We start from the raw sequence: 23,198 nt of genomic DNA, 5'->3' as shown, positions 1-23,198 counted from the left end.
AAGAAAGGGCAAATGCAAACAGCGCGGCGCCCAAAGACGCTCGCGCTGTTCCTTCACCGCCTCGAAGCAGCCTAAAACGTGCTCCAGCCTTCATTGCCCGCAGTTTTCAGCGGTGCGACACGCGCTGCCGGCACCCGTTTAAGCGCGCCCTTCGCGACCGCGCGGAGGTTCGGTGCAATCGTTGTCGCCGATCCCTCCATCTGGAAAAACGCGACCGCGTCCATCAACTGGCGCCCCTGGTCCTGCAACGACTGCGAAGCCGCCGCAGCTTCCTCCACCAGCGCCGCATTCTGCTGGGTGACCTCGTCCATCTGCGTGATCGCCTGATTGACCTGTTCGATACCGCGCCCCTGCTCGATCGATGCCGCCGCGATCTCCTCCATGATGTCCGTCACGCGCGCGACTGCCTGCGTGACTTCGGCCATCGTCTCGCCGGCCTGCCCGGCAAGCACCGATCCGCTCTGGACCTGCTGAACCGAATTGGCGATCAATTCCTTGATCTCCTTCGCCGCGCTAGATGACCGTTGCGCAAGACTGCGCACTTCGCTCGCCACGACCGCGAAACCGCGCCCCTGTTCGCCCGCCCGCGCGGCTTCCACGGCTGCGTTCAACGCCAGGATGTTGGTCTGGAACGCGATGCCTTCGATCATTCCCGTGATCTCCGCAATCTTCGTCGAGCTCGCGCTGATGCCGTGCATGGTGTCGACCACCTGGCTCACGACCTTGCTGCCGCGCTGCGCGACATCGGATGCATTCGACGCCAGTACGCTCGCCTGCTGCGCGTTCTCCGTGTTTTGCTTCACCGTCGATGTCAGCTCTTCCATGCTTGCCGCCGTTTCCTCGAGCGATGCCGCCTGTTGCTCCGTGCGCTGGCTGAGGTCGGTATTGCCGGTAGCGATTTCAGTGGAAGCGTTCGCGATACTGCCGCTGCTTTCACGCACGCGGCTCACGGTCTCGATCAGCCGCGCGTTCATATCGGCGAGCGCACCCAGCAACTGGCCGGTCTCGTCCTTCTGCGTCACCACGATACGGCTGCGCAAATCGCCGCGCGCGACCGTGCTCGCGACATCGACCGCACGGCGGATCGGACCGGTGATCGAACGTGTGATGAACACGCCCGCGCCGGCCGCCAGTGCGAGCGCTGCTACGCAAAGCGTGATCAGCCAGTTGCGCTGGGTCTGGTACTGCTCGTCGGACTCACGCACCATCTGCTCCTGGCGCCCGCGCGTGAAGTCGGCGTACGCATTCGTCGCCTTGACGAGCGCAGCCAGCAAGGGACGACATTCGTTGTCCATCTTTACGATCGCCTCGTCGTGATTGCCGCTCAACGCCAATCCAACGATGTCATTCGCGACCGGACCATAAAGCGACTCCACCCGGTCGATCTCGTTGACGAGGCCGCGAGCAGCGTCACTGCTGTCGGGTCCGGTCGCGACCATGGTTTTCAGAAGCTTCAGCTTGGTTTGCACATCTTCCGACGCCCGGATCACTTCAGCCTTCTCGATCTCCAGGTCCGATGGTTTCGTGACCAGGACGAGATTGCGCGCGGCAATCGCCCGGCGATCCACGGCAGTGCGCACTTGCGCGGCGACATCGGCGCGGGCGTTTGGACCGTGCACGTAGTTGGAGAAGCCATCGGTCGAGGTGCTTAACGCACGCAACGACATTGCCGAAACGCCGAGCACGATAACGGCAAGCACACCGAATCCCCCGATAAGCTTGCTCTTGATGGACACGTCTTTGAGATTCATGTGGCGACTCCTGCCCTCACGGGCATAACGGCTGAGTTGCCGCTGCGGCCTTTGCCCCCAAAGAACCGCCAGCGGATCGAGTGCGGCGCGGACAAACCGATAGTCTTGTTTTGGTCTGGCCCGCGGGCCGTGCCTGTCGCAAAGTGCTTTAGACGGCGAGGCTCTCTTCCTCGAACGCGATAAGCTTTTTTCCTGATGCTCCGTCACACATTTGTCGATCCAGGCAACGTGTTTATCGACCGCAAGAATAATTGCTTGAGGAAAAGATGCAGATTTCTTACCGGATTTTCGACGACGGGTATTTCGACGGTATCTTTTGCAGATCCTGGGGCGCGTAAACGACAAAGGCGCACTTGAAGTGCGCCGTGGTTGTTGCTGACCGCGCTGTAGGCGCGCATCAGTCGAAGTTACAACAAGCTTGGCTCAGCCGCGGTTATCGACCCATTTACGGGCCCACTTGCGGGAATGACCGATTGCCTGTGCCTCGTCTTTGAAGTAGTCGAGAGCGTGAAACTGATAGCAGTTGCCTTTTCTCGCGCCACAATTGCGTTCGAGCAGCAAATTCGATGCGAACAGCCCGTCTGGCAGGCGATGCGCGAAAGCTACGACTTTGTAGCCGTTGTACTGAGAAATTTTAGAGTTATGCATAAGTGAAACACACGAATAAACGCCATCCCACAAAAGCTCATGTAAGGATGTGTTGTTACTGGCACTAGGCCATGAATTCGCAGAGGAGCAGCAGAAATACAGCAGAAAGCAGCCCGAGGCACAAGCGTGTTGACGAACGAAAACGCTCGCTAAACTGCAATGTGGCAGCGGAGTGTTGCAGGAGATTGCAGGGGACTAAAGCGGCAGAGGACTAATGCGACAGCAGACTAAAGTGGAGATGCAACACATGCAAGCAGAGGCAGACAGGTGCAATGCTGATGGTCGCGGCGCCGTAAAGATCAAAATGAGTTAAAAATCACTTGGATAAAACGGCTGCCACAACCGGGAGCCAAAGCTCCGCGAAACGCTTGATACACGTGTGAGCTGGCGCAAAACCACCTCACACGTTAAACAACTACACCGTCAATTACAGCGGCGTGATGTTCGATGCTTGCAGACCCTTCGGGCCTTGCTTCGTTTCGAAGCTAACCTTCTGGTTTTCGGCGAGGGTCTTGAAGCCTTCGCTGCGAATTTCCGAAAAGTGGGCGAAGAGGTCGTCGCCGCCTGCGTCAGGCGTAATGAAGCCGAAGCCCTTGCTGTCGTTGAACCACTTGACGATACCGGTATCCATATTAAATCCTTGAAAATATAAAAATGATGCAACCTCTGAATGAGGCGAGAGAAGCTTCAAGGAAGTGAGAGGACAACAAATACCGCGGAGATGACAACGGAGAATGATGAACAGCAATCGAACTTCTTGAATACTTCGACCTTCAGGTTACGTCCCGTAAGAAGCGGTGTCAAGCTATTTCGGATTGAGCTTAGTCACGCAATGTAACGATTCATCCCGATGGCCGTGAACAGCCGCGTCCAGGCGTTATTCCGGCACGGCGATGTCGCCCTCGACGAGGCTTGCGCCGTACTGCTCGGCGTAGTCGCGAGCGCTTTGTGCATCGGGGAAAAGCGGCATGTCCGCGCAGCCCACGAACGGATAGATCACGCGCTTGTCGGAAAGGCGCGTCACGCGCAACGTGGGCATGGTGCCACCCGTCGCGCGTCTGGACGATACCGCCACGTTGTAGTTGCTGTGCACGGCAGATTTGTCGGAAGAAGACGCAGCGCGTGGATGGTCGAGCGAAGACGGGTAACTCATAGATCAGCGATCGACTCGCCCGCCACGCCCCCGTCGATCAGTTGCTCCGCGTAGCGCATCGACGCGAGGCGCGCTTCGCCTGAGCCGCTGAACGGGCTTTCGCCCGGCACGCGATAAACGCGGCTGGTGGTGGTGCTGTCGTCGATACCGCGACGTGAGATCTTCACGGCGGCGTCGAATCCGGAATCGTAATGGCGCGAACCGTCCGCCCCACGGGGCTTGTGCGGGTAGATCAGCGGGTAGATTTCCAGGCCGCGGTAGCTTCTTACTGTGTCATTCATGATCATGCTCTTTCGGTTATTGCGCGACGCCCCGAGATTTCGTCGCACGGTATTGCTGCCTGGCTCTCAGCCCAGGTTCAAGTGCCTTCGTTCATTGCGCCGTCGCTGCCTGCTTGCAGCGGCGCGGGCGCGACCGCCGGCCTGAATCGTCTTACCGAGTGCGAGAAACGCCCGCTTCTCGCGTTGTAAAGCGCGCCCGCCTGCACCTTACCGTCGATGATATCCCGGCCGTACTGCATAGCCAATTCGATCGCCGCGTCCGCACTCGCCGGCTCCGTGCCCTTCAAACCCGGCGAATAACGCTTTGATGTCGCATTGTCGGTGGGTACCGAATCAATCTGAACAATCGCGGAAAATCGCTTCGGGCCTTTTGCGAACGGATCGCCGTGGGGCGGGAAAATCTGCTGTGAATAAGCGCGCAATGCAAAGCCGCGATATTCGGTGATATGGATGGTCATAACGCACTCGCTGAACATACTGCGCTGACCGTCGTGTAAAACACCTGAGGACCGATAGGGAAAAACAGGCGGTCGTCGACATCGGAACGACTAAGAATGCGCCGAAACAGTGATTTGGGCAAGGCAATTCGGCGCCCGCGGGAATTCCCGGAAGGCTTGCCGCGCGGATATGTCGCGAAGATATTTAAAGGAATGGATGAAGTCGGCTGGGCGATTTTGCCGCTTTTACAAGAATAAGGTATAAAACGGTATATTTGGCCGAATTAGATAATCGACGGAAATAAAAACGCCGCTGCAGCAGTTATTGAAACGGCGTGTAAATCACATTCTGGATGTTAATCAGGCCGAAATGCTTGCGTCGGGCTGGTCTTTTTGCCTTAGCGTTGCCGGCAGTCCGAACAGGAGTATCGCAGCGCAAATCAGGCTCATTGCACCGATCGCGTACAACGCAGGCGTCGTGCTGCCCGTCAAGTCCCGGACCCGGCCGACCATCACCGGACTTACGATCCCGCCAAGCTGCCCAAGCGTGTTAATCAGCGCAATCCCCCCTGCCGCTCCGGCACCCGTCAGCAGTTTGGGTGGCAGTGCCCAGAACGCCGGGATCGATGCCACCACGCCGCCGCCCATCACGCCTAGCGAAACGATGAGCAGGCCGGTTTGTTTATCGAAGATGCCTGCGGCGAAAAAGCCGATCGCCGCCATCAGTAGCAAGCCGGAGACGAACTTGCGGCGCTCGCCCGACGCATCGGACAGACGGCCGACCACCACCATGCAGATCGCGCCACAAATATATGGCACGGCAGTCAGCACGCCGATGGTGGTCGGATTGTGTGTGCCAGCGCTGCGGATCAGTTGCGGCGCCCAGAAGTTGAGTCCGTACGATGCAACCTGGATCAGGAAATAGACCAGCCCCAGCATCAGGAAACCCGGGGTCTTGATTGCGCCCCACAGGGAACTACCTGCGCCCGAATGCGGCGCCTGATGCACGATACGGCTTGCGAGCATCGATTTTTCGGCGGCGTTCAGCCAGCCCGCGTCTTCGATACGGTCTTTCAACGTCTTGAGCACGAGCACGCCGAGCACGACGCACGGCAAGCCGCCGAGAAGAAAGAGCCAGTGCCAGCCGCGAATGCCGAGGACGCCATCCATGTGGCCCAGCACGAGACCCGAAAGCGGCGCGCCGACCAGTCCTGAAAACGCGGAGGCCAAAAACAACAACGACGTGATGCGTCCACGATGACTCGCTGGAAACCACAACGTGAGGTAGTACAGCACGCCAGGAGCGAAGCCCGCCTCCATCGCACCGATGATGAAACGCAACGCATAGAACTGCCATTCGTTGCCGACAAACACCATCAGGCTGGTGGCAATGCCCCACGAGATCATGATGCGAGCGATCCATCGGCGGGCGCCGACTTTGTACAGCATCAGATTGCTAGGGACTTCGAATAAAACGTAGCCGATCACGAAAAGGCTCGCGCCAAGGCCGTAGGCGGTATCGGAGAAACCGAGGTCGCCTTGCAACTGGAACTTCGCAAAGCTGATATTGATGCGGTCGAAGAATGCGAACAGATAGCAGATCATGATCAGTGGCATCACGCGCCACGCAACCTTCCGGATAATCGCCTTGAAGTCGGTTTCGCTTGGCTCGTGCACTGCGGTCGCCGTGGTGCCTGGAACGCTCATGTTTGTCTCCTGCCGGACTCGTTTCCCGGTCCGGTCATGGTTATTGAAAGTAGTGATCGAGGGTAATTATCGAACCGCGCCTTCGCGGCGCAGGCGGGCAACGTCCTGTGCATCGAAGCCAAGGTCATTTAGTACGGAATCCGTATGTTCTCCAAGCGATGGGCCCTGCCAACGGACTTCGCCAGGGGTATCGGAGAGCTTGGGAACGATGCCTGGCATCTTCACCGATACACCCCCGGGCAACGCTGCATCGAGCAACATGTCGCGCGCCTGGTAATGCGGGTCGGCGACAATATCCGCCACGGAATAGATCCTGCCCGCCGGCACTTCCGCAGTTTCAAGCGCGGCGATGACATCTGCCGTGCAATGGTGTGAGGTCCAGGCCGTGATGGCGGCGTCGAGCTGTTCGCTTCGCGCCGCACGGCCGTCGTTGCGGGCGAGCGCGGGGTCATCGGCGAGATCGGGGCGGCCTATCACGTGCATCAGGCGCTTGAAAATCGGATCGCTGTTGCCGGCAATGACAACGTAGCCGTTGTCTTCAGTCGGGTACGTATTCGATGGCGCGATGCCCGGCAGCGCGCCGCCGCTGCGCTCACGCACATGGCCGAGCAAATCGTATTCGGGGATCAGGCTTTCCATCAGGTTGAAAACGCTTTCAACCAGCGATACATCGACCACTTGCCCGTCACCCTGCCCGGTCTTCACGCGCAAGATGGACATCAGGGCGCCAATCACGCCATGCAGCGACGCAAGCGAATCGCCAAGGCTCACGCCCACGCGTGCTGGCGCACCGTTGACTTCGCCGGTCGTGTAGCGAATGCCGCCCATCGCTTCGCCGATCGCGCCAAAGCCCGGACGGTCGCGATACGGCCCGGACTGGCCGTATCCGGAGATGCGCACCATCGTCAGTTTCGGATTGATTTCGTGCAGGACGTCCCAACCGAGGCCGAGTTTTTCGAGCGCGCCAGGACGCAGGTTTTCGATGATGACATCGGCGTCCGCGACGAGGCGCTTGACGACATCCACGCCATCCGGCGACTTGAGATTCACGCAAACCGACTTCTTGTTGCGCGATTGCAGATACCACCAGAGCGACGTGCCCTCGTGCAGCTTTCGCCATTTGCGAAGCGGATCGCCGTTTTCGGGCGCTTCGATCTTGATCACGTCGGCACCGAATTCACCCATCAGCCGGGCCGCAAACGGCGCCGCGATAAGCGTGCCGATCTCGATTACACGAATGCCTGCAAGAGGTCCGGCCATGATGCATGTCTCCAGAAATGTCTAGTCTGAAGACAGCTTAGGAGCGGGCTGCGTCCCGCGTCCAACCTCAATTCACCAACGACCGTTCGCGAACGGCGAACGCTCAGGCCGGATTTTGCTCTTTGTGTTCAACTGAAAGCAGATGATCGAAGAGCATTTTGCTGACTGGCGAAAGCGCGTTGACATCGCGTACGACCACGATCAGATCGCGCTGGCTCCAGGGTTCATCGAGCGTGACGGCGGTTAAACCCAGCGGGCGGCCAACAGTGTTGAACACCTTCAGCGGCAGCACGCTGATGCCCAGACCCGTCTGAACCATGCGGCAGACGGCATCGAAGCCGGGCACCTGGATGCGCAGCCGCAAGGGCTTGCCCGCCTGCCGCGCGGCCATGTGCGTGCGCAAATTGATGGAACTTGCCGCGTGCAGGCCGACATGATCGCCATCAAGTGTCTCGACGAACGCGACCTTTTCACGTCCCGCAAGCGCATGGTCCTCGCGCATCACGACCACCAGCGAATCATGCCGGTAATGCGAGACATGCAGGCCACGGGTATCGGCTTCGCCTGAGCAGATGCCGACATCGGCAAGACTGTCCGCGATGCCTTCCACCACCCCGCTGCTCGGGCGCTCTTCGAGGTCGAGCTTGATGCGCTCGTTCATCGAAAAGAAAGCGCGCAGGTCTTCCGGCAGGAATTCCACGATGGCCGAGAGGTTTGCCATCATCCGCACGTAACCGCGCACGCCGGTCGCGTGCTCGGCAAGTTCAATGCCGATGTTCTCGACATCGCGCAACACGCGGCGCGCGTGATGCAGCAGCGTTTCGCCGGCCGGCGTGAGTTCCATGCCGCGCGCGCGGCGAACGAACAACGGCGCGCCCACGGCCTGCTCGAGTTCGAGCAAGCGCTTGCTTGCAGCCGACACCGCGATCGCCTCGCGTTCCGCAGCGCGCGTGAGCGTGCCCTCCTCGTAGATGGCGAGGAAAAGTTGCAGCGTGGTCAGGTCGAGCCGTCTCAGCAGGTTTTTGAGTGCCATGCGCGGGGTCAAGCATCGGTTGGCGAAAGATGCCCGATGTTACCCGAGACGTCATTCCTGCCGCGTCTCGCTCCAGCCGCCACCGAGCGATCGATACAACGCGACCGCCGCCAGTGCGTGCTCACGCTTCGCCTGGTTCAGCGCGTCCGAGTCCTTCAGATAGGCGTCTTGCGCCGCGAGAACATCAAGGAAACCGCTCGCTCCGCCCTTGTACAGTTGCGTGGAAAGCCGCAATGACTGATCGGAAGACTGCAATGCATCTTTCAAACGATCCGCTTGTTCCGACGTGCTGACGAGATCGCTGCGCGTGTCCTCGACGTCTTTCAGCGCCTGCAGCATGGTCTGGCGCAGACGCAGATCGGATTCGCGCATGCGGCTTTCGCTCTGCTCGATACCCGCTGTGATGCGCCCGGCGTTGAAGATGGGACTCGTGGCGTTGAGCGCGGCGCTAAAGAGATTATCGGTAAGCGTAGGCAAGCCGAGATACGACGACGCCAGCAAGCCATCGGTCAGTTGCAGCGAAAACTTCGGATAGCGATTCGCGTTCGCCACGCCGACTTCAGCCGCGCGCTGGGTCAGCTCGGCGTAGGCGCTGCGGACATCGGGGCGGCGTAATAACGCTTCCGATGGCAGCATTTGTGGCACCGAGTTGGTCGGCGTCGGGATCGCTGCGGGCGTGGCGAGCACGAGAGTATCGACGGATTCGGGCGTACGGCCCGAGTACACGGCGATCAGGCTCAACTGGTGTTGAATGGTCGATGCCGCTCGCGGCAAGCGCGACTGCAACTCGCTCAACTGGTTCTGCGCACGCGCGACGTCGAGCCGTGTGGAGAGCCCATATTGCATGCGCTCTTGCGTGAGTTTGAGCGCGCGTTCGCGGATCGCGACGTTGTCCTGCAGGATCTTCTGCTCGGTTTGCGCCCAACGGAGATCCACATACGCCGACGCAGTATTCGCCGCGAGCGCGAGACGAAGTTCATCGACCGCGTGTTGGCGGCCCGTCAGTTGCGCTTCTGCTGCCAGCAATTCAAGGCGTTCGCCGCCGAATACATCGGGCGTCCAGCTGAGCGCCAATCCAAAACCCGCCTCGCGTACATAACCTAGCGGCGGCGGTGCGTTCTGGCGGGTATTCGCGGCGGTCGCTGTCGCGTCCAGCTCGGGCAGTAAAGCAGCCCTGCGTTGCGTGGTGACGGCCTGCGCCTGTTTCACTCGCTCGATCGCCGCCTGGACATCGAGGTTCTGGCTCAGCACCGACGTCACCAGTTCGTGCAGCACAGGGTCGCCGAATTGCAGCCACCACGCGGCTGTATCGGCGTTGTCTTGCGGTGCATCGACGCTCCAGTTTTCAGGCGCGATGGTCTTTACCGTCGATGGCAAATCAGCATGCGTCGCGGGTTGAACGGCACATGCCGCGAGCATGAGGCTCGATATCAGCGCCAACGGCGCCAGCAATTTCTTGAGCATGATCGACCTTAATGAGCGTCAGGAGAAGGCGGAGGGGCGCCAATGGGCCGCGCAAAAATCACGCTGATCGCACCGATGCCAAAGCACATCGCGAGTACGAAGAAGGTGTCGGAGAACGTCAGCACGAGCGCCTCGCGCATCACGAGCGCGTGCAGGTTCGCAAGGCTGGCGCTGGTCGCGCTCAGTGCGTCGCCCGCCGCCGATCCCCAATGCGCGAACTGCCGCGTGAGGAACGCTTCGGTTTGCGGATTGCCCGTCGTGACGCTTTCGCTCAGGCGTTCATAGTGGAAGTTCAGGCGGTCGTTGAGCATGGTCGCGCTCACCGCAATGCCAATCGCGCCACCCAGATTGCGCATGAGGTTGAACAGTCCGCTTGCCGATTTCAACCGCGATTGCGGCAGCGAACCGAGCGCCATGGTGACGACAGGCGGCACGAGGAACTGCTGCCCGATTCCACGCAGCGCTTGCGGCAGCAGCAATTGTTGCCAGCCCCAATCGTTGGTGAGCGGCACGTAGAAATAACAGCCGACGCCAAAACATACGATGCCGAACAGCAGGCACCAGCGCATATCGACGAGACGGGAAATGTAGGCGTACGCGCACAGCGACATCAGCTGGAACACGCCGACCGAAAGCAACGCAATGCCAATCTGCAGCGAATCGAACTCGCGCACACGGCTCAGGAACAGCGGCGTGAGAAACACCGACACGAAGATGCCAATGCCCGTCACGAACGATAGCAAGCAGCCGATCGCAAAGTTCCGTACCGCGAGCGCACGCAGATCGACGACGGGATCTTTTGCCGTGAACGCACGCACGAGAAACAAGAACGCGCAAATGGCGGAGATCCACGTGCACGTGACAATGACGTCATCACCGAACCAGTTCTTGCGCGGACCTTCTTCAAGCACGTATTCAAGGCAGCCGAGAAAGCCCGACATCAATGCAATGCCGAGGTAATCGCCTTTTTTGAGCAAGGCGAGATTCGGTTCATCGATATGCACGAATTTCGGCACCAGAATCGCGACAACGAGCCCGGGCACGAGGTTGAGATAGAACAGCCAGTGCCACGACCATTGCGATGTAATCCAGCCGCCGATCACCGGGCCAATAGCCGGCGCAAGCGATGCCAGCGCGCCGATCGTCGTCGATGCAATCACGCGCTGCTTGCCCGGAAACAGGACAAACGCAGTGGTGAACACGGTCGGAATCATCGCGGCGCCGAGCGCGCCTTGCAGGCCGCGAAAGAGGATCATCGAATTGATGTCCCAGGCGAGGCCGCACAGCATGCTCGTAATGGTGAATCCCACCGCCGAAGCCACGAAGAGCCACCGCGTGGAAAAGACTTTTGAGAGCCAGCCGGACATTGGAATGACGAGGATTTCGGCGATCAGGTAGGACGTCTGCACCCACGAGAGTTCGTCCTGACTGGCAGACAAGCCGCCGCCAATATCCTTCAGTGACGACGCCACGATCTGGATATCGAGCGTGGCCATGAAGAAGCCGAGGCACATGAGCGCGAACGCGAAAATTCGTTGCTTGACCGGCTGGTCGGCGGGAGTGAGGGCTGCCGCGTTCATGAGTGGCTCACACTGCCGAGATGGACCTTGACCGTCGCCGAGAGGCCCGCGCGCAGCACGTTCTGCTGGCCGGCCGGCACGTCGAGGCGAATGCGCACCGGCACGCGCTGCACGATCTTCGTGAAGTTGCCCGTGGCGTTCTCAGGCGGAAGCACGCTGAACGTGGCGCCAGTTGCGGGCGCCAGGCTTTCTATATGGCCGTGAATCTCGTCGCTCGAAGCATCGAGTTCAACGTCGACCCGATCGCCCACGCGCATCTTCTTCAACTGATCTTCCTTGAAGTTTGCATCGACCCAAAGGCCGTCCGCCGGGACGATGGTCAGGAACGCCGCGCCCGTATTCGCCAGCATGCCGACGCGCGCCGTCCGGTTGCCAACGTAACCGTCCACCGGCGCGCGGATGGTCGTGTATTCGACGTTCAGTTCGGCGACCCGGCGCAGCGCTTCTGCGGTCGCAACTTTCGCTTGTGCGTCTTCGACTTGCGCGGCGAGGACCGCAAGCTGACGCGTTGCGGCAAGCGTTGCGGCGTTGCTGTTATCGAGCGTAGCGCGCGCCTTGAGATAGTCGGCATCGGCCCGTTCGACAACCTGATTCGATACCGCCTCGTCCTTCACCAGTTGCCGGTAACGCACCTGATCGGATGCGCTGCGCGTGACTTCCGCTGACGACGCCCGTGCCTGCGCCTGACTCTGATTGATCACGGCCGCCTGTAATTGCTGCCGTGCGACCAGTTCGGCAACCGACGCGCGTGCGCTTTTCAGGTCGGCATCGGCTTGCGCAAGACGCGCATCGTAATCGCGGGAATCGAGGCGGATCAGCACCTGGCCCGCTTTCACGCGCTGGTTGTCGGAGACCAGCAACTCGGCCACAAAACCGTTCACTTTCGGCGCCATCACGGTCACGTTGCCGCCCACGTATGCGTCGTCGGTGCTCTGCACGAAGCGCAGCACCGTGTACCAGTACGTGGCGGCAGCGGCGAGCACAACCAGCACGACGATGATCGCAGCCGGCATCCAGCCGATCCGGAACCCGCGCCGGGCGCCTCCTTCAGCGGCGGGCGATGCAGTGGACGCAAGCGGCGTGGATGGCGTGGTCATGTCGTTTCCTGTTGGTTGCATCGATATTTAAAGCGCGGCGCTATTCGCTCGTCAGCCGGAAAAGTTCGCGCCGCAGACGCGCGGCCTTACGCCGCCCGAACTTCGCTTCGAACTCTTCTTGCGCCGCTTGAAAATGGCGTTGGGCATCGGCGAGCTTGGTCCGGCCGCTTTCCGTGAGCGTCAATTGCAGCCGCCGCTGACACGATCCACCCAGTTCCGCCGATACCAGGCCGCTCCGAAGCAACGGCTGCAGCACGCGGACGACCGTCGTGCGCTCCATCACCATTGCTTGCGCAAGTTCGGCCATCGTCATGTCGGGCGAGCGCTCCAGCGCCGAGACGATGCTGAATTGCGTCGGCGTGATTCCGGCTGCCGAAAGATGCCGCTCGTATAGCTGCGAGATATGGCGCGCGGCCTGCCGCAGGGCAAAACAGTCGTCGTGTCGGGGAGGACGGGTGTGCATGTGCACAGACTAGGTGTGTATATGCACCCAGTCAACCGTTATTGCGAACATCAGATTGATGTCGAATCACGCAATAATCAGGTGGAATCGATACAGGAAAAGAATGAAAGGCCGAGCGCTTCAGGCTTCGAAAAATTCCGACGCGTGCTCGATGAACGCGCGAACCTTCGCCGGCAGCAAGGTCCGGCTGCTGTAGGCGAGGCGAATTTCGATCGCGCCATCGACTATTTCAAAGTCGTCCAGGAGAGACACCAGCGTCCCCGCTGCAAGTTCGTCGCGCACCAGCGCCGACGGCAGCATGCCCACGCCCAGTCCCTGCAGCACGAGCCCGCGATTGAGCAGCGCATTGTTCGATGTCATGTCGGCCTTGATTTGCACGGTCAATTCTTCGCCGTCGCCGAGCCGGAAAGTCAGCATGTGCTTGCGTATGGACGGATGCATGGCGACGAACTCATGCCCCGCGAGATCGCGCGGATGGACGGGCCGCGCCTTGTCGGCGAGATATCCGGGCGTCACCACGATCACCAGCGGAATGCGTTCGAGCAGGCGCGTAACCGTGGTGTCGCTTGTCAGCATGAAAGGCAGAACGATACCGAGGTCGTAGCCATCGGCGACGAGATCGACAGGGCGCTCTGTCAGCGTGACATCGACGCCGACGAGCGGATACCGCCGGCGGAACGTCGCGAGCAGGGGCACGAGGCGGCTCAGCGTCGCCGTGGTGTGGGAAACCACGCGCAGGTTCCCGCTCGGATCGCTGGCGCGGTTCGATGCCTGCGTTTCCAGCGCCTCGAGTTCATCGAGCACGCGCGAGCAGCCGACGAAAAACTTTTCCGCGGTTTCCGTCAGCGAAATATGCCGCGTGGTGCGATGAAACAGCCGGTTCCCGAGCCGCTGCTCGAGCGTGGAGATTGCACGCGACACCACCGGCGGCGAGACGCCGAGCAGATCAGCGGCGCGTGTGAAGCTTTTTGCCTCCACGACCGCCCGGAATACTTTGAGGCTTGTCAGATAGTCCATCGCTCGATCCTGGAAAATGCCGCGCGTTTTTAATGTTCATGCCGGGCGCGTGCATCGTCGGGATTGTGCGGCAAATTGGATTTTTGGGCTTTTTGAGGCCACATGACAAGCCTGCTTTATGTGCGCATCAAAAAAGATGCGGCGGCGTGCGGTCGGTCAGGCTGCGCGGGAGAGTTTCATCGAGCGTGAGTTCGATATGCGGAAGGTCCGCCAGCTTGCCGTGGAACTTGGTAACGTCCTCGCTGGTGAACAGGCCATCGAGATAGTCGAACGTGATCTGCGACGCAATGCTCTGCAGTGCCTTTTCAGCGTTCGACTCGGGCTTCGATTCCAGTTCGTCCACATCCAGCGACACGACAAAACCCGTCTTCCCGCGATGCTCGATTGCGCCGATGTCGATCAGCTTGCCGTCGCCGTTCTGCGCGAGCACGCGATGATCGGTCGCGAACAGTTTGAATGTGTAATCAAGGCTTGGCGGAGCCGTGTCGCTGGTCTGCTTGGATTTCGATGCCATGATTCAGTCCTCGAATTCATTGGGTTCAGCCGGCCTCGCCGACATCTTTTGGGTCGGGCAACTCGGCGCCGCTTGCCGGTTTGGCTGGCGCGGGCTCACCCTTTGAAGAGTGTTTGTCCGCTTCGCTTAGTTTCCGGTCCGCGGCGGTGGCGTCGTCGTCACGTTGTTTGGGCGGCGTGTCGCGGGATAGGTCGGCTGCCATGCTTCTGTCCTCGTATCTAATGAGTTCAAGTACCGGGTTCAAGTACCGCGGGGGTTCACGTGCCGCGACCGGTCTTGGCCTGCAGCTCTTCGATCCTGCGCGACGCGTCGGCTTTGCTCAAAGAAGCATCGAACGGTTCCTTCGCTTCCTCTGACAGGGTCTTCAAGTACGACGCCTGCGCGCCGGTCATTGCTTCGTCGCCGGTAACCCAATCCGCCGGATCTTTCTCCGCATTGGAAGTCGGATGGTTCTTGGGGTTTTCATCGGCGGGCTGATTCGGTTGATTGGTCATGATCGCGTCCTGGTTGAGATCACAAGGCCACAGCAAGCCGTGTTCCAAGATAAGGACCGCGTTTGCCGGGAGCGTTCCTTGCTTGACCTACTTATCGATAAAACCCGGCGGCGATTCCAGCCGAATAACAATGAAATTCTCCCCACGCATTCTTTTGATGGTCGGCAGCTTGATTGCGGCATCGTCGGTGCCGCTTTATGCAGATGGTCAGCAACAAAAGCCGAACAAGCTCGAATCCGGCAGCACGCCTGCCTATGATGAACACAACACCACGTCGCCCGCGAGCGCCACGAGTTCATCCGTGGCGCGGGACAACGCGCTTAAGCCGGCGCCGGGCAAGGTATCGGCAGGCAAGGAGCCGCCTAGTGGCCGCAAGAACGGCATGGGGCTGGATGCAGGGGCAAGCAGCATGAGCAAGAAGCCCTGAATGGTCGTATCAAGTTTTTTAGGGCCAAGGCCAGCGGGTGAGACCCGTCGTTCTGGCGGTATCGGGTTCTTCAGCGGAAGGCCCTTGAACACCTTCCGCAAACCACGCAACGTCCTTCTTGCGCTCAGCGACGTATCTTTCCCAACCGCTCGGATTGCCGGCAAAGAGATCGTGCTGCACTGTCGATGCAAACAACGGCCGGTTCAACTTTTCGTCGAGCAAGGACTTCGGCCATAGGAAAAATGCGGCAGCTGCTTGCCCGGCAAGTTGTCGCGGCGCAATGTTTGCATCGATAAAACCGAGCCACGTGAAACTCACCAGCGAATCTTCGGCAGCCAGCGCCTCGCCAAGCGTGGAGTATTGCGAGCCGCTGCGTGAGAGGCACGATATTCCTTCGAGTACGTCGCCGAGATGCAATAGCAACGCACGTCGTTCATAAGCATCTTTCATCTGGTTCTCCGGAGTGCACGGTGTGAAACGTCGATGACCGATTGCGAGCATAAAGCGGTCCAGCGTTCGTCCATGCAGTCGATCAGCTTTCGCGCTTCTGGAAGCTCATGCGGTAATCATTCGGCGACACGCCGAGCCTTTGCCTGAACACAATCCGCATCCTGTCCGCCGTGCCGAAGCCGCATTCATACGCGATGGTTTTAAGCGGCGTTATCGTGCTTTCGAGCGCGTTGCGCGCGGCATCGATTCGCGCACGCTCTACGAAATCATGCGGCGTGAGTTCGGTTGCCTCGACAAAAGCGCGCGCAAAATTGCGTTCGCTCATCCCGGCGATCTGCGCAAGCTTTTCGACCGTGAGCCGCTCGCCGATGTGCTCCATCACGTACGCCTGGACCTTGGCGGCGGGCGAGGTTTCGTCAGCGGGAGCGCTGAGGTAGGGGCTGAATTGCGACTGTCCGCCGCGCCGCTGCGCGAACACGACGAGCCGCTTCGCCACCGCCAGCGCGACCTTGGAACCATGATCTTCCGCGACGAGCGCAAGCGCGACATCGATACCCGCCGTCACCCCCGCCGAGGTGACAAGGTTGCCATCGCGGATATGGATGCGGTCGAGTTCCACCCTCGCCTTCGGGAACTGCCGTGCGAGTTGTGGCGCGTTTTGCCAGTGGGTCGTGACATGACGCCCGTCGATCAAACCTGCGTGGCCCAGCGCGAACGCGCCCGTGCAGATGGAACCGTAGCGCTCGCAGCGCGATGCGACATCGCGTAACCAGGTGATGAGACGCGGATCGGGTTCGTCGACGGGAAGTGCCGGGCCGCCCGCGACCAGCGCGATGTCAAAGCCGCCCTGCGCCTGATCGCACGTGAGGTCTGCGAGCATGCGTGTGCCGTTCGATGCCCGCACCGGCGTGTCATCCACGCCGACCAGCGTGATTGCGTACCCGTCATCCGGCGCGATGAAACCGTTCGCTTCGGCGAAGACATCGAGTGGACCGGCTACGTCGAGCGCCTGCACTTGCGGAAAGATCGCGATGGCGACGCTGCGCATGAGGTCGTGCTCCTGATCGATTTACGGTTTTTCAGGCGCCTGGCAGCAGACGCCGTGTGGTTGGCAGGGTTCGACGGATGACTTCGATTGCCGCTGAACCCCGGCGCGGCGACACTGATCTGGTCGTCAAATCCACTCAGCTTGCCCGATGAAAGCCGCAGTTTAACAAGGCGTCCTCGGGGACCTTCACATCAAGGAGCATCGAACATGACCACCACGATCGCCGGCATCCACATTCCCGATAGCGCCATGGCGCGCGCCGCAACAGAACTCGTTCGCGATACCGAGCCGGACCTCCTCTATAACCACTCGCGCCGCGTATTCCTGTTCGGCGCGCTGACGGGCGAGCGTCGCAAGCTCGACTACGACGCCGAGCTGCTTTATATCGGCGCGATGTTCCACGACATGGGCCTGATCGATGCCTACAGCAGCAAGCACGACCGTTTTGAAGTCGATGGCGCCAACGCAGCGCGTGATTTCCTGAAGGGTTACGGCATTGGCGAACACGATATCGAGCAAGTCTGGGATTCGATCGCGCTGCACACCACGCCGGGCATTCCGCAGCACAAGAAGCCGGTGGTCGCGCTGGTCACGGCAGGCGTGGAAATGGATGTGCTGGGCCTTGCATATGACGAATTCACCGATACCCAACGCAAACAGGTCATCGCAGTGCATCCGCGTGAAGTGAACTTCAAGGAAGGGATAATCGATGCGTTCGCTCACGGCACGATCAAAAAGCCGGAAACGACCTTCGGCAACGTAAAAGCGGATGTCCTCGCGCTGAAGGACCCGACTTACAAACGCCTGAATTTCTGTAGCCTGATCCTGGGTTCGTCGTGGAATGACAGCCCGGGCGCATGCGCGCATTGCAGCGATCCTTCGCACGCCCATTAAGCGGTCGCTGGCTTGAACAGCCGTTCCTCCACTGGAACGGCTTGTTTATCGCTAAAACAGATAAGCGTATGGGATTTGGTTCGTTGACCTTGTCCGCGCGAAAACTTAGATTCAGACTCTCACAAAAGCAATTTCCCTGAATCGATAACGAGTTCCGCGTGACGACCCAAACTCTCAACCAGACCATCGAAATCACGCCGTTCGAAGGTCCGCTAGGCGCCGAAATAACCGGTCTCGACCTGAGCCAGCCGCTCGCGGACGACGATTTCAAGCGCATTCATCGTGCACATCTAGACCATCATGTGATCGTGTTTCGCGATCAGCGCATCACGCCCGAGCAGCACATTACATTCAGCCGCCGCTTCGGGCCGCTGCAAATCCACGTGCTTCACCAGTTCCAGCTGAGCGGTCATCCAGAGATCCTGATCGTCTCGAACGTGATGGAAAACGGCAAACCGATCGGTCTTGGCGATGCCGGCCATTTCTGGCACTCCGACCTTTCGTATAAGGAAACGCCCAGTCTTGGCTCGCTTCTGCACGCGCAGGAATTGCCCGCCGAAGGCGGCGATACGCTGTTCGCAAACATGCATCTCGCGTGGGACACGCTGCCGCAAGCGTTGCGTGACGCGGTCGAGGGCCGTTTCGCCGAACACACCTATCTCGCGAAATATGCCGAGCTGCAAAAGCGCAGCCCGTGGCGTCCGAACCTCTCCGCTGAACAGATCGCGCAGGTCAAGCCCGTCGTGCAACCAATCGTGCGCACGCATCCGGAAACCGGCCGCCGCGCACTGTTCGTGAGCGAGCACTTCACCACGCGCGTGATCGACATGCCCGAAGACGAAAGCCGCAACCTGCTGCAAGCCCTTTTCGACCACAGCGTGCGTGAAGAGCATCTATACCGGCATCAATGGCGCGAACACGATCTCGTGTTCTGGGACAACCGTTCGCTGATGCACCTCGCGGCCGGCACGCCCGATCATCTGCGCCGCAAGATGTACCGGACCACGATTGAAGGCGACACGCCGTTCTGATTTCGCGCTTTCCCGGTTCGACCCAACTCTAAAAACCCTTCTCGGACTTTCGATGCCGCTTTTCGCCCGCATGCCGTCGCGCCGCCTTGGCGCGGCGCTCCTCTCGCTGTCCGTCGCAATCACGTCGCTCGGCGCCGCCGCTCCGGCGCAGGCCGAAGGCACGATCCGCATCGCCGAACAATTCGGCGTGGTGTACCTGCTGCTCAATGTTGCACGCGAACAAAAGCTGATCGAGCAGGAAGGCAAGAAGGAAGGCGTCGATATCAAGGTGGACTGGCTCAAGCTATCGGGCGGCGCGGCCGTGAATGACGCGCTGTTATCGGGTTCCATAGATATTGCCGGCGCTGGCGTGGGTCCATTGATGACCATCTGGGACCGTACGCACGGCAAGCAGAACGTCAAGGGCGTGGCGTCGCTCGGCAACTTCCCGTATTACTTGGTATCGAATAATCCGAACGTGAAGACGATCGCCGACTTCACGGAGAAAGACCGGATCGCCGTGCCGGCGGTATCGGTTTCCGTGCAATCGCGCGTGCTGCAATACGCCGCCGCGAAGCGCTGGGGCGATAAAGAATTCGACAAGCTCGACAAGCTGACGCAAGCCGTTCCGCATCCCGATGCGGCCGCGGCGATCATCGCGGGCGGGACGGAGATCAGCGGGCACTTCGGCAATCCGCCGTTCCAAGAACAGGAACTTGCGGGCAATCCGAAGGCGCATATCGTGCTGAATTCCTACGATGTCCTCGGCGGGCCGGGCTCGTCCACGGTGTTGTACGCGACCGAGAAATTCCGCGATGCGAACCCGAAGACGTATCGGGCGTTCATCGCGGCGCTTTCCGATGCGGCGCGATTCGTGTCCGCCAACCCCGAAGCCGCCGCCGATATCTATATTCGTGTGAACAACGCGAAAATTGACCGGAACCTGCTGCTCGGGATCATCAAGAGTCCGCAGACGCAGTTCAAGATCACGCCGCAGAACACGCTGGGGCTTGCGCAGTTCATGTATCGCGTGGGTGCGATCAAGAACGAACCGAAGTCGTGGCAGGACTATTTCTTTACCGATCCGGCGCTGGGCGCGGGAAGCTAATCGCGCTCGAACCCAATTCCAGGCCCCGAAACCCGCCACACGGCGGGTTTTTTCATCCTTCCACTGAAACCGCAAAAACGCTGCTTATGCGTCGGCGTGTTTTGAATATGCGCAATGATTGGTTCACGCGCTGCCAACCCACCGCTAAGGTCGTGGTTTATGCCAGAACCCACAGCCATGGCCGCCAATCCTTCTGCTTTATACCCGCCGACCACGCCCGATCTGGCGGCGGCTACGAGCGGCAAACTGCTCACCGTCGATAACGTCAGCCTCGAGTACCGCACGCGCGAGCGCATCGTTCGCGCAACGCATCAGGTGAGTTTCGATGTCTACGGCGGCGATCGTTTTGTGCTGCTCGGGCCGTCCGGTTGCGGCAAATCCACGTTGCTCAAAGCGGTGGCCGGGTTTATCGAGCCTACGGCTGGCACGATTCAAATCGATGGCAAGCCGGTCAATGGTCCCGGCGCGGATCGTATTGTCGTGTTCCAGGAATTCGATCAGTTGCCGCCGTGGAAGACGGTGCTGCAGAACGTGGCGTTTCCCTTGCGCGTGGCGAAGAAACTCAGCCGCGCCGAAGCCCGCGATCGCGCGCTGCATTTTCTCGACAAAGTTGGCCTGGCCGCTTTCGCCGATGCCTACCCGCACACGCTTTCGGGCGGCATGAAGCAGCGTGTGGCGATCGCCCGCGCACTCGCGATGCAACCCCGTGTCCTGCTGATGGACGAACCGTTTGCCGCACTCGACGCCCTCACCCGCCGCAAAATGCAGGAAGAACTTCTGCGCCTGTGGGAGGAAGCGAGTTTCACGCTTTTGTTCGTGACGCATTCGATCGAGGAAGCGCTGATTGTCGGCAACCGGATCCTGTTGCTGACGCCGCATCCCGGCCGGGTTCGTGCGGAGCTGAACAGCCACCAATTCACAAAGGACAGTTCAGGCCGCAACGACTTCCAGCAAAGCGTGGCGCGGATTCATCGATTGCTGTTCGAAGAAACGGAGGCGGTTCAATGAGTACGGTGAATCACATCGCGGTGCCTTTGACGCCGCCGGTGCGCGAAGAATATGAGCGCAATCCCGAACCGCTGATCGATGTTGCCGTCGAAGCGCCGCTGCCTTTCGGCAAGCGCCTCGCGAACCAGACGTGGCTGAGGAAGACGTTGATTGCGCTGGTGCTGATCGGCATCTGGCAAGCGGCGGCGCATGCAGTCGGCAATGACCTGTTGCTGCCCACCTTCACCGATACCCTCAAGGCCTTCGTGCAGGGCATCTGGTCCGGCGAGCTGATTGCGAAGACGGCGATCTCCCTATCCGTGCTGTTGCGCGGTTATCTGCTCGGCGTCGTGCTTGCGTTCGTGCTGACTTCGCTGGCTGTATCGACGCGTTTTGGACGCGATCTGCTCTCAATGCTGACGGCGATGTTCAATCCGTTGCCGTCCATCGCGTTGTTGCCGCTCGCGTTGTTGTGGTTCGGTCTGGGGACCGGAAGCCTGCTGTTCGTGCTCGTGCACTCGGTGCTGTGGCCGCTGGCGTTGAACACGTACTCGGGTTTTCAATCCGTGCCGGAGACGCTGCGCATGACAGGGCGCAACTACGGACTGAAAGGGCTGCGGCATGTGCTGCTGATTCTGGTCCCCGCCGCGTTGCCATCGATTCTCGCAGGCCTGCGCGTCGGCTGGGCGTTCGCGTGGCGCACGCTGATAGCGGCCGAACTCGTGTTCGGCGCCAGTTCGGGCAACGGTGGTTTGGGCTGGTACATCTTCCAGAATCGCAACGAGCTCTACACCGACCGCGTGTTCGCGGGACTCGCGGCTGTGATCGTGATTGGCCTGGTCGTGGAACATCTCGTCTTCGATACCTTCGAGCGCCTGACCGTGCGCCGCTGGGGCGTACAGCGGTAGGTCTTCCCGTCGCCAAAATGCAAAAGCCCGCAAGATATCGCCTTGCGGGCTTTTCTTGGTGAAGCCGGAGTCAGAACACGTTGACCGGAACGTTCACCATCAAACGATACACGTCGCTGGTGGAATCCGAATAGTATTTTCCGCCGTGGTGATGCATGTAATAGAACTTGGCGCTTGCACCCTTCAGCTTGCCGGAGCCGATGGTGTAAGACGGAATGACGCCGAATTCATAATGCGTCCCATGAACCGGCTGGCCGTTTTTCCAGTACAGATCGTGAAGCGAACTGGCGGGATCGGCATAACGATTCGCCATGGTCGATGCATCGGCGCCCCAGCCATACGCGCCCCACGTTGTCACCTTCGCGCCCGGCAAACCATACTCGGCGAGATTCAACGTATAGCCGAGTTGCAGCGATTTTTCATGCGGTGCGTTGTAGTCCACATCGAGCGAGTTCGCGAGATAATCGCCTGCCGACTGGCCTACATAATCGAAGAACTGGTTGCTGGCGATCTGCTGAAAACCTACGGAAATAGTATGCGCGTTGTGCGTTCCCGACAGAAGCAAACTATACGCATGATTGTTAATGGGACCATTCCTGCTTTGTCCGACATCGTGCGTGTAGTAATAAGTCAAATTACCGGTCCAGCGAATCTGAGCGGGATCGCCAAGACTGCGGGTCATCGTCAGGTAATACTGGTCCCAGACATTTTCAGCACGGCTTCCATATAACGATAGTGACGTATCGTCATTGGGCGAGTAATCGCCGCCTGCAAATGTGAATCGGCTGAATCGGGTACCGCCGTATTCCGTCTTGAGCGTGGTCACGCTGGTCTGGCCGCGCGCCATGACGCCGTCCACACTCCCGGCTTTCAACGTGACGTTCTTGATCTCTTCGCTGGCAAGCGAAAATCCTCGGTAGCTCGGCGGTAGTGCACGGTTATCGTGGGGAACGAGGAACGGGTCATCGAACAGTTGCAGACCGTATTTGAGCACCGTATTCGATACCCGCGCCTTTACGTCCCATACGCCCGGATACGTCCACGCCAGCTGATTCTGTCCGCTTTGGCCATCGTGATTCAAGTGCACGCGGTTTCCGGCGCCTTGTCCGCCGTTCAGTTTCAAATCACTGAACAGTGATGCATCCAAACCCACGCCAAATAATCCGCGCGTATACCCCGATTCAAAAACCGCCTGATTACCCAGAACCCATGCGTCTTTCCGCTTGATCCCTTCCGACTCCAGCCTTTCCGTGTAACTGCGAAATAGCAGCTTCAAATGTGAATCTTCGATAAACCCTTGCGACTTCGACTGATTGCTGATTGGCGCATCGGCTTCTGAATTCGGCGGAGAGCTTGGCGGCGATTCGGTGTGACGGGTTGAGACACCCTCATCGTCGGCAAATGCAGACATAGCCGGGCTTATCAGGCCACTGACAACAATTAAAGATAGCGCTAGCGAATGTTTCT

At 59.8% G+C, this 23,198-nt stretch carries 27 protein-coding genes; 7 read left to right on the top strand and 20 right to left on the bottom strand.

Annotation, left to right across the window (positions count from 1 at the left end; genetic code table 11):
- Window positions 1-71: 71 nt before the first annotated feature.
- The 6 genes from HB633_RS18535 to HB633_RS18515 all read right to left on the bottom strand — a co-directional run bounded on the left by HB633_RS18535 (window position 72) and on the right by HB633_RS18515 (window position 4,291).
- Window positions 72-1,751 (bottom strand): methyl-accepting chemotaxis protein, encoded by a 1,680-nt coding sequence (locus HB633_RS18535; protein WP_213779637.1) that lies wholly within the window; start codon window positions 1,749-1,751, stop codon window positions 72-74.
- Between the two features lie 423 nt (window positions 1,752-2,174).
- A complete protein-coding gene (locus tag HB633_RS30940) occupies window positions 2,175-2,399 on the bottom strand; it encodes a hypothetical protein (protein ID WP_255580999.1) in 225 nt (74 codons plus the stop codon).
- 427 nt (window positions 2,400-2,826) lie between these two features.
- Complete coding sequence (locus HB633_RS18530; protein ID WP_056365119.1) at window positions 2,827-3,030, bottom strand: cold-shock protein; 204 nt, start codon at window positions 3,028-3,030, stop codon at window positions 2,827-2,829.
- Between the two features lie 246 nt (window positions 3,031-3,276).
- A complete protein-coding gene (locus HB633_RS18525; RefSeq protein WP_213779798.1) occupies window positions 3,277-3,552 on the bottom strand; it encodes a DUF6723 family protein in 276 nt (91 codons plus the stop codon).
- Window positions 3,549-3,833, bottom strand: a complete 285-nt coding sequence (locus HB633_RS18520) for a hypothetical protein (RefSeq protein ID WP_213779636.1) — start codon at window positions 3,831-3,833, stop codon at window positions 3,549-3,551. The genes HB633_RS18525 and HB633_RS18520 overlap by 4 nt, the downstream gene beginning before the upstream one ends.
- A gap of 77 nt (window positions 3,834-3,910) precedes the next feature.
- Complete coding sequence (locus tag HB633_RS18515; RefSeq protein WP_346730336.1) at window positions 3,911-4,291, bottom strand: hypothetical protein; 381 nt, start codon at window positions 4,289-4,291, stop codon at window positions 3,911-3,913.
- A gap of 96 nt (window positions 4,292-4,387) precedes the next feature.
- Here HB633_RS18515 and HB633_RS18510 point away from each other — a divergent pair, with 96 nt between their 5' ends.
- Window positions 4,388-4,528: a hypothetical protein gene (locus HB633_RS18510; protein ID WP_213779635.1), complete on the top strand. Its 141-nt coding sequence runs from the start codon at window positions 4,388-4,390 to the stop codon at window positions 4,526-4,528.
- 102 nt (window positions 4,529-4,630) lie between these two features.
- Here the strand turns inward: HB633_RS18510 and HB633_RS18505 are convergent, their stop codons facing one another.
- From HB633_RS18505 to HB633_RS18455, 11 genes are all read right to left on the bottom strand, one after another.
- Entirely contained in the window at window positions 4,631-5,977 is a 1,347-nt protein-coding gene (locus HB633_RS18505) for an MFS transporter (RefSeq protein WP_213779634.1), read from the bottom strand.
- A gap of 66 nt (window positions 5,978-6,043) precedes the next feature.
- Complete coding sequence (locus HB633_RS18500) at window positions 6,044-7,237, bottom strand: CaiB/BaiF CoA-transferase family protein (RefSeq protein ID WP_213779633.1); 1,194 nt, start codon at window positions 7,235-7,237, stop codon at window positions 6,044-6,046.
- Between the two features lie 103 nt (window positions 7,238-7,340).
- Window positions 7,341-8,270, bottom strand: a complete 930-nt coding sequence (locus HB633_RS18495; protein WP_213779632.1) for a LysR family transcriptional regulator — start codon at window positions 8,268-8,270, stop codon at window positions 7,341-7,343.
- 51 nt (window positions 8,271-8,321) lie between these two features.
- On the bottom strand, window positions 8,322-9,734 hold the full coding sequence (locus HB633_RS18490; RefSeq protein WP_213779631.1) for an efflux transporter outer membrane subunit: 1,413 nt from the start codon (window positions 9,732-9,734) through the stop codon (window positions 8,322-8,324).
- Between the two features lie 8 nt (window positions 9,735-9,742).
- Window positions 9,743-11,314 carry a DHA2 family efflux MFS transporter permease subunit gene (locus tag HB633_RS18485; protein ID WP_213779630.1) on the bottom strand — a complete coding sequence of 524 codons (1,572 nt, stop codon included), beginning with the start codon at window positions 11,312-11,314 and terminating at the stop codon, window positions 9,743-9,745.
- Window positions 11,311-12,411 (bottom strand): HlyD family secretion protein, encoded by a 1,101-nt coding sequence (locus HB633_RS18480; RefSeq protein ID WP_213779629.1) that lies wholly within the window; start codon window positions 12,409-12,411, stop codon window positions 11,311-11,313. Before HB633_RS18480 ends, HB633_RS18485 begins: the two co-directional genes overlap by 4 nt.
- A 40-nt stretch (window positions 12,412-12,451) precedes the next feature.
- Entirely contained in the window at window positions 12,452-12,874 is a 423-nt protein-coding gene (locus HB633_RS18475) for a MarR family transcriptional regulator (protein WP_213779628.1), read from the bottom strand.
- A gap of 120 nt (window positions 12,875-12,994) precedes the next feature.
- Window positions 12,995-13,891, bottom strand: a complete 897-nt coding sequence (locus HB633_RS18470) for a LysR family transcriptional regulator (protein WP_213779627.1) — start codon at window positions 13,889-13,891, stop codon at window positions 12,995-12,997.
- 127 nt (window positions 13,892-14,018) lie between these two features.
- Window positions 14,019-14,405, bottom strand: coding sequence for a hypothetical protein (locus tag HB633_RS18465; protein ID WP_213779626.1), 387 nt, complete (start codon window positions 14,403-14,405; stop codon window positions 14,019-14,021).
- Between the two features lie 25 nt (window positions 14,406-14,430).
- A complete protein-coding gene (locus tag HB633_RS18460; protein ID WP_213779625.1) occupies window positions 14,431-14,607 on the bottom strand; it encodes a hypothetical protein in 177 nt (58 codons plus the stop codon).
- A 55-nt stretch (window positions 14,608-14,662) separates the two neighbouring features.
- Window positions 14,663-14,899: a DUF3072 domain-containing protein gene (locus tag HB633_RS18455; RefSeq protein WP_213779624.1), complete on the bottom strand. Its 237-nt coding sequence runs from the start codon at window positions 14,897-14,899 to the stop codon at window positions 14,663-14,665.
- 130 nt (window positions 14,900-15,029) lie between these two features.
- On the opposite strand from HB633_RS18455, the gene HB633_RS18450 reads away from it, so the two are divergent.
- A complete protein-coding gene (locus tag HB633_RS18450; RefSeq protein WP_213779623.1) occupies window positions 15,030-15,326 on the top strand; it encodes a hypothetical protein in 297 nt (98 codons plus the stop codon).
- Window positions 15,327-15,344: 18 nt separating this feature from the next.
- On the opposite strand, the gene HB633_RS18445 is transcribed toward HB633_RS18450, so the two are convergent.
- Both HB633_RS18445 and HB633_RS18440 read right to left on the bottom strand, forming a co-directional pair.
- Window positions 15,345-15,776: a hypothetical protein gene (locus HB633_RS18445; RefSeq protein WP_213779622.1), complete on the bottom strand. Its 432-nt coding sequence runs from the start codon at window positions 15,774-15,776 to the stop codon at window positions 15,345-15,347.
- 82 nt (window positions 15,777-15,858) lie between these two features.
- Window positions 15,859-16,824, bottom strand: coding sequence for a GlxA family transcriptional regulator (locus HB633_RS18440; protein WP_213779621.1), 966 nt, complete (start codon window positions 16,822-16,824; stop codon window positions 15,859-15,861).
- A 207-nt stretch (window positions 16,825-17,031) separates the two neighbouring features.
- Here HB633_RS18440 and HB633_RS18435 point away from each other — a divergent pair, with 207 nt between their 5' ends.
- From HB633_RS18435 to HB633_RS18415, 5 genes are all read left to right on the top strand, one after another.
- Window positions 17,032-17,718, top strand: a complete 687-nt coding sequence (locus HB633_RS18435) for an HD domain-containing protein (RefSeq protein ID WP_213779620.1) — start codon at window positions 17,032-17,034, stop codon at window positions 17,716-17,718.
- 158 nt (window positions 17,719-17,876) lie between these two features.
- Window positions 17,877-18,749 (top strand): TauD/TfdA family dioxygenase, encoded by an 873-nt coding sequence (locus HB633_RS18430; RefSeq protein ID WP_346730335.1) that lies wholly within the window; start codon window positions 17,877-17,879, stop codon window positions 18,747-18,749.
- Window positions 18,750-18,801: 52 nt separating this feature from the next.
- The gene (locus tag HB633_RS18425) at window positions 18,802-19,836 is read left to right on the top strand and encodes an ABC transporter substrate-binding protein (protein ID WP_213779619.1); all 1,035 of its coding nucleotides are present in this window, start codon (window positions 18,802-18,804) and stop codon (window positions 19,834-19,836) included.
- A 177-nt stretch (window positions 19,837-20,013) separates the two neighbouring features.
- Window positions 20,014-20,844 carry an ABC transporter ATP-binding protein gene (locus tag HB633_RS18420; RefSeq protein WP_213779789.1) on the top strand — a complete coding sequence of 277 codons (831 nt, stop codon included), beginning with the start codon at window positions 20,014-20,016 and terminating at the stop codon, window positions 20,842-20,844.
- Window positions 20,841-21,731 (top strand): ABC transporter permease, encoded by an 891-nt coding sequence (locus tag HB633_RS18415; RefSeq protein WP_213779618.1) that lies wholly within the window; start codon window positions 20,841-20,843, stop codon window positions 21,729-21,731. Before HB633_RS18420 ends, HB633_RS18415 begins: the two co-directional genes overlap by 4 nt.
- A gap of 70 nt (window positions 21,732-21,801) precedes the next feature.
- Here the strand turns inward: HB633_RS18415 and HB633_RS18410 are convergent, their stop codons facing one another.
- Complete coding sequence (locus tag HB633_RS18410) at window positions 21,802-23,142, bottom strand: OprD family outer membrane porin (RefSeq protein WP_255580998.1); 1,341 nt, start codon at window positions 23,140-23,142, stop codon at window positions 21,802-21,804.
- Window positions 23,143-23,198: the final 56 nt, after the last annotated feature.

Source organism: Caballeronia sp. dw_276, assembly GCF_018449635.1.
GTDB lineage: Bacteria > Pseudomonadota > Gammaproteobacteria > Burkholderiales > Burkholderiaceae > Caballeronia.
This window is presented reverse-complemented; position numbering and strand designations above follow the sequence as displayed.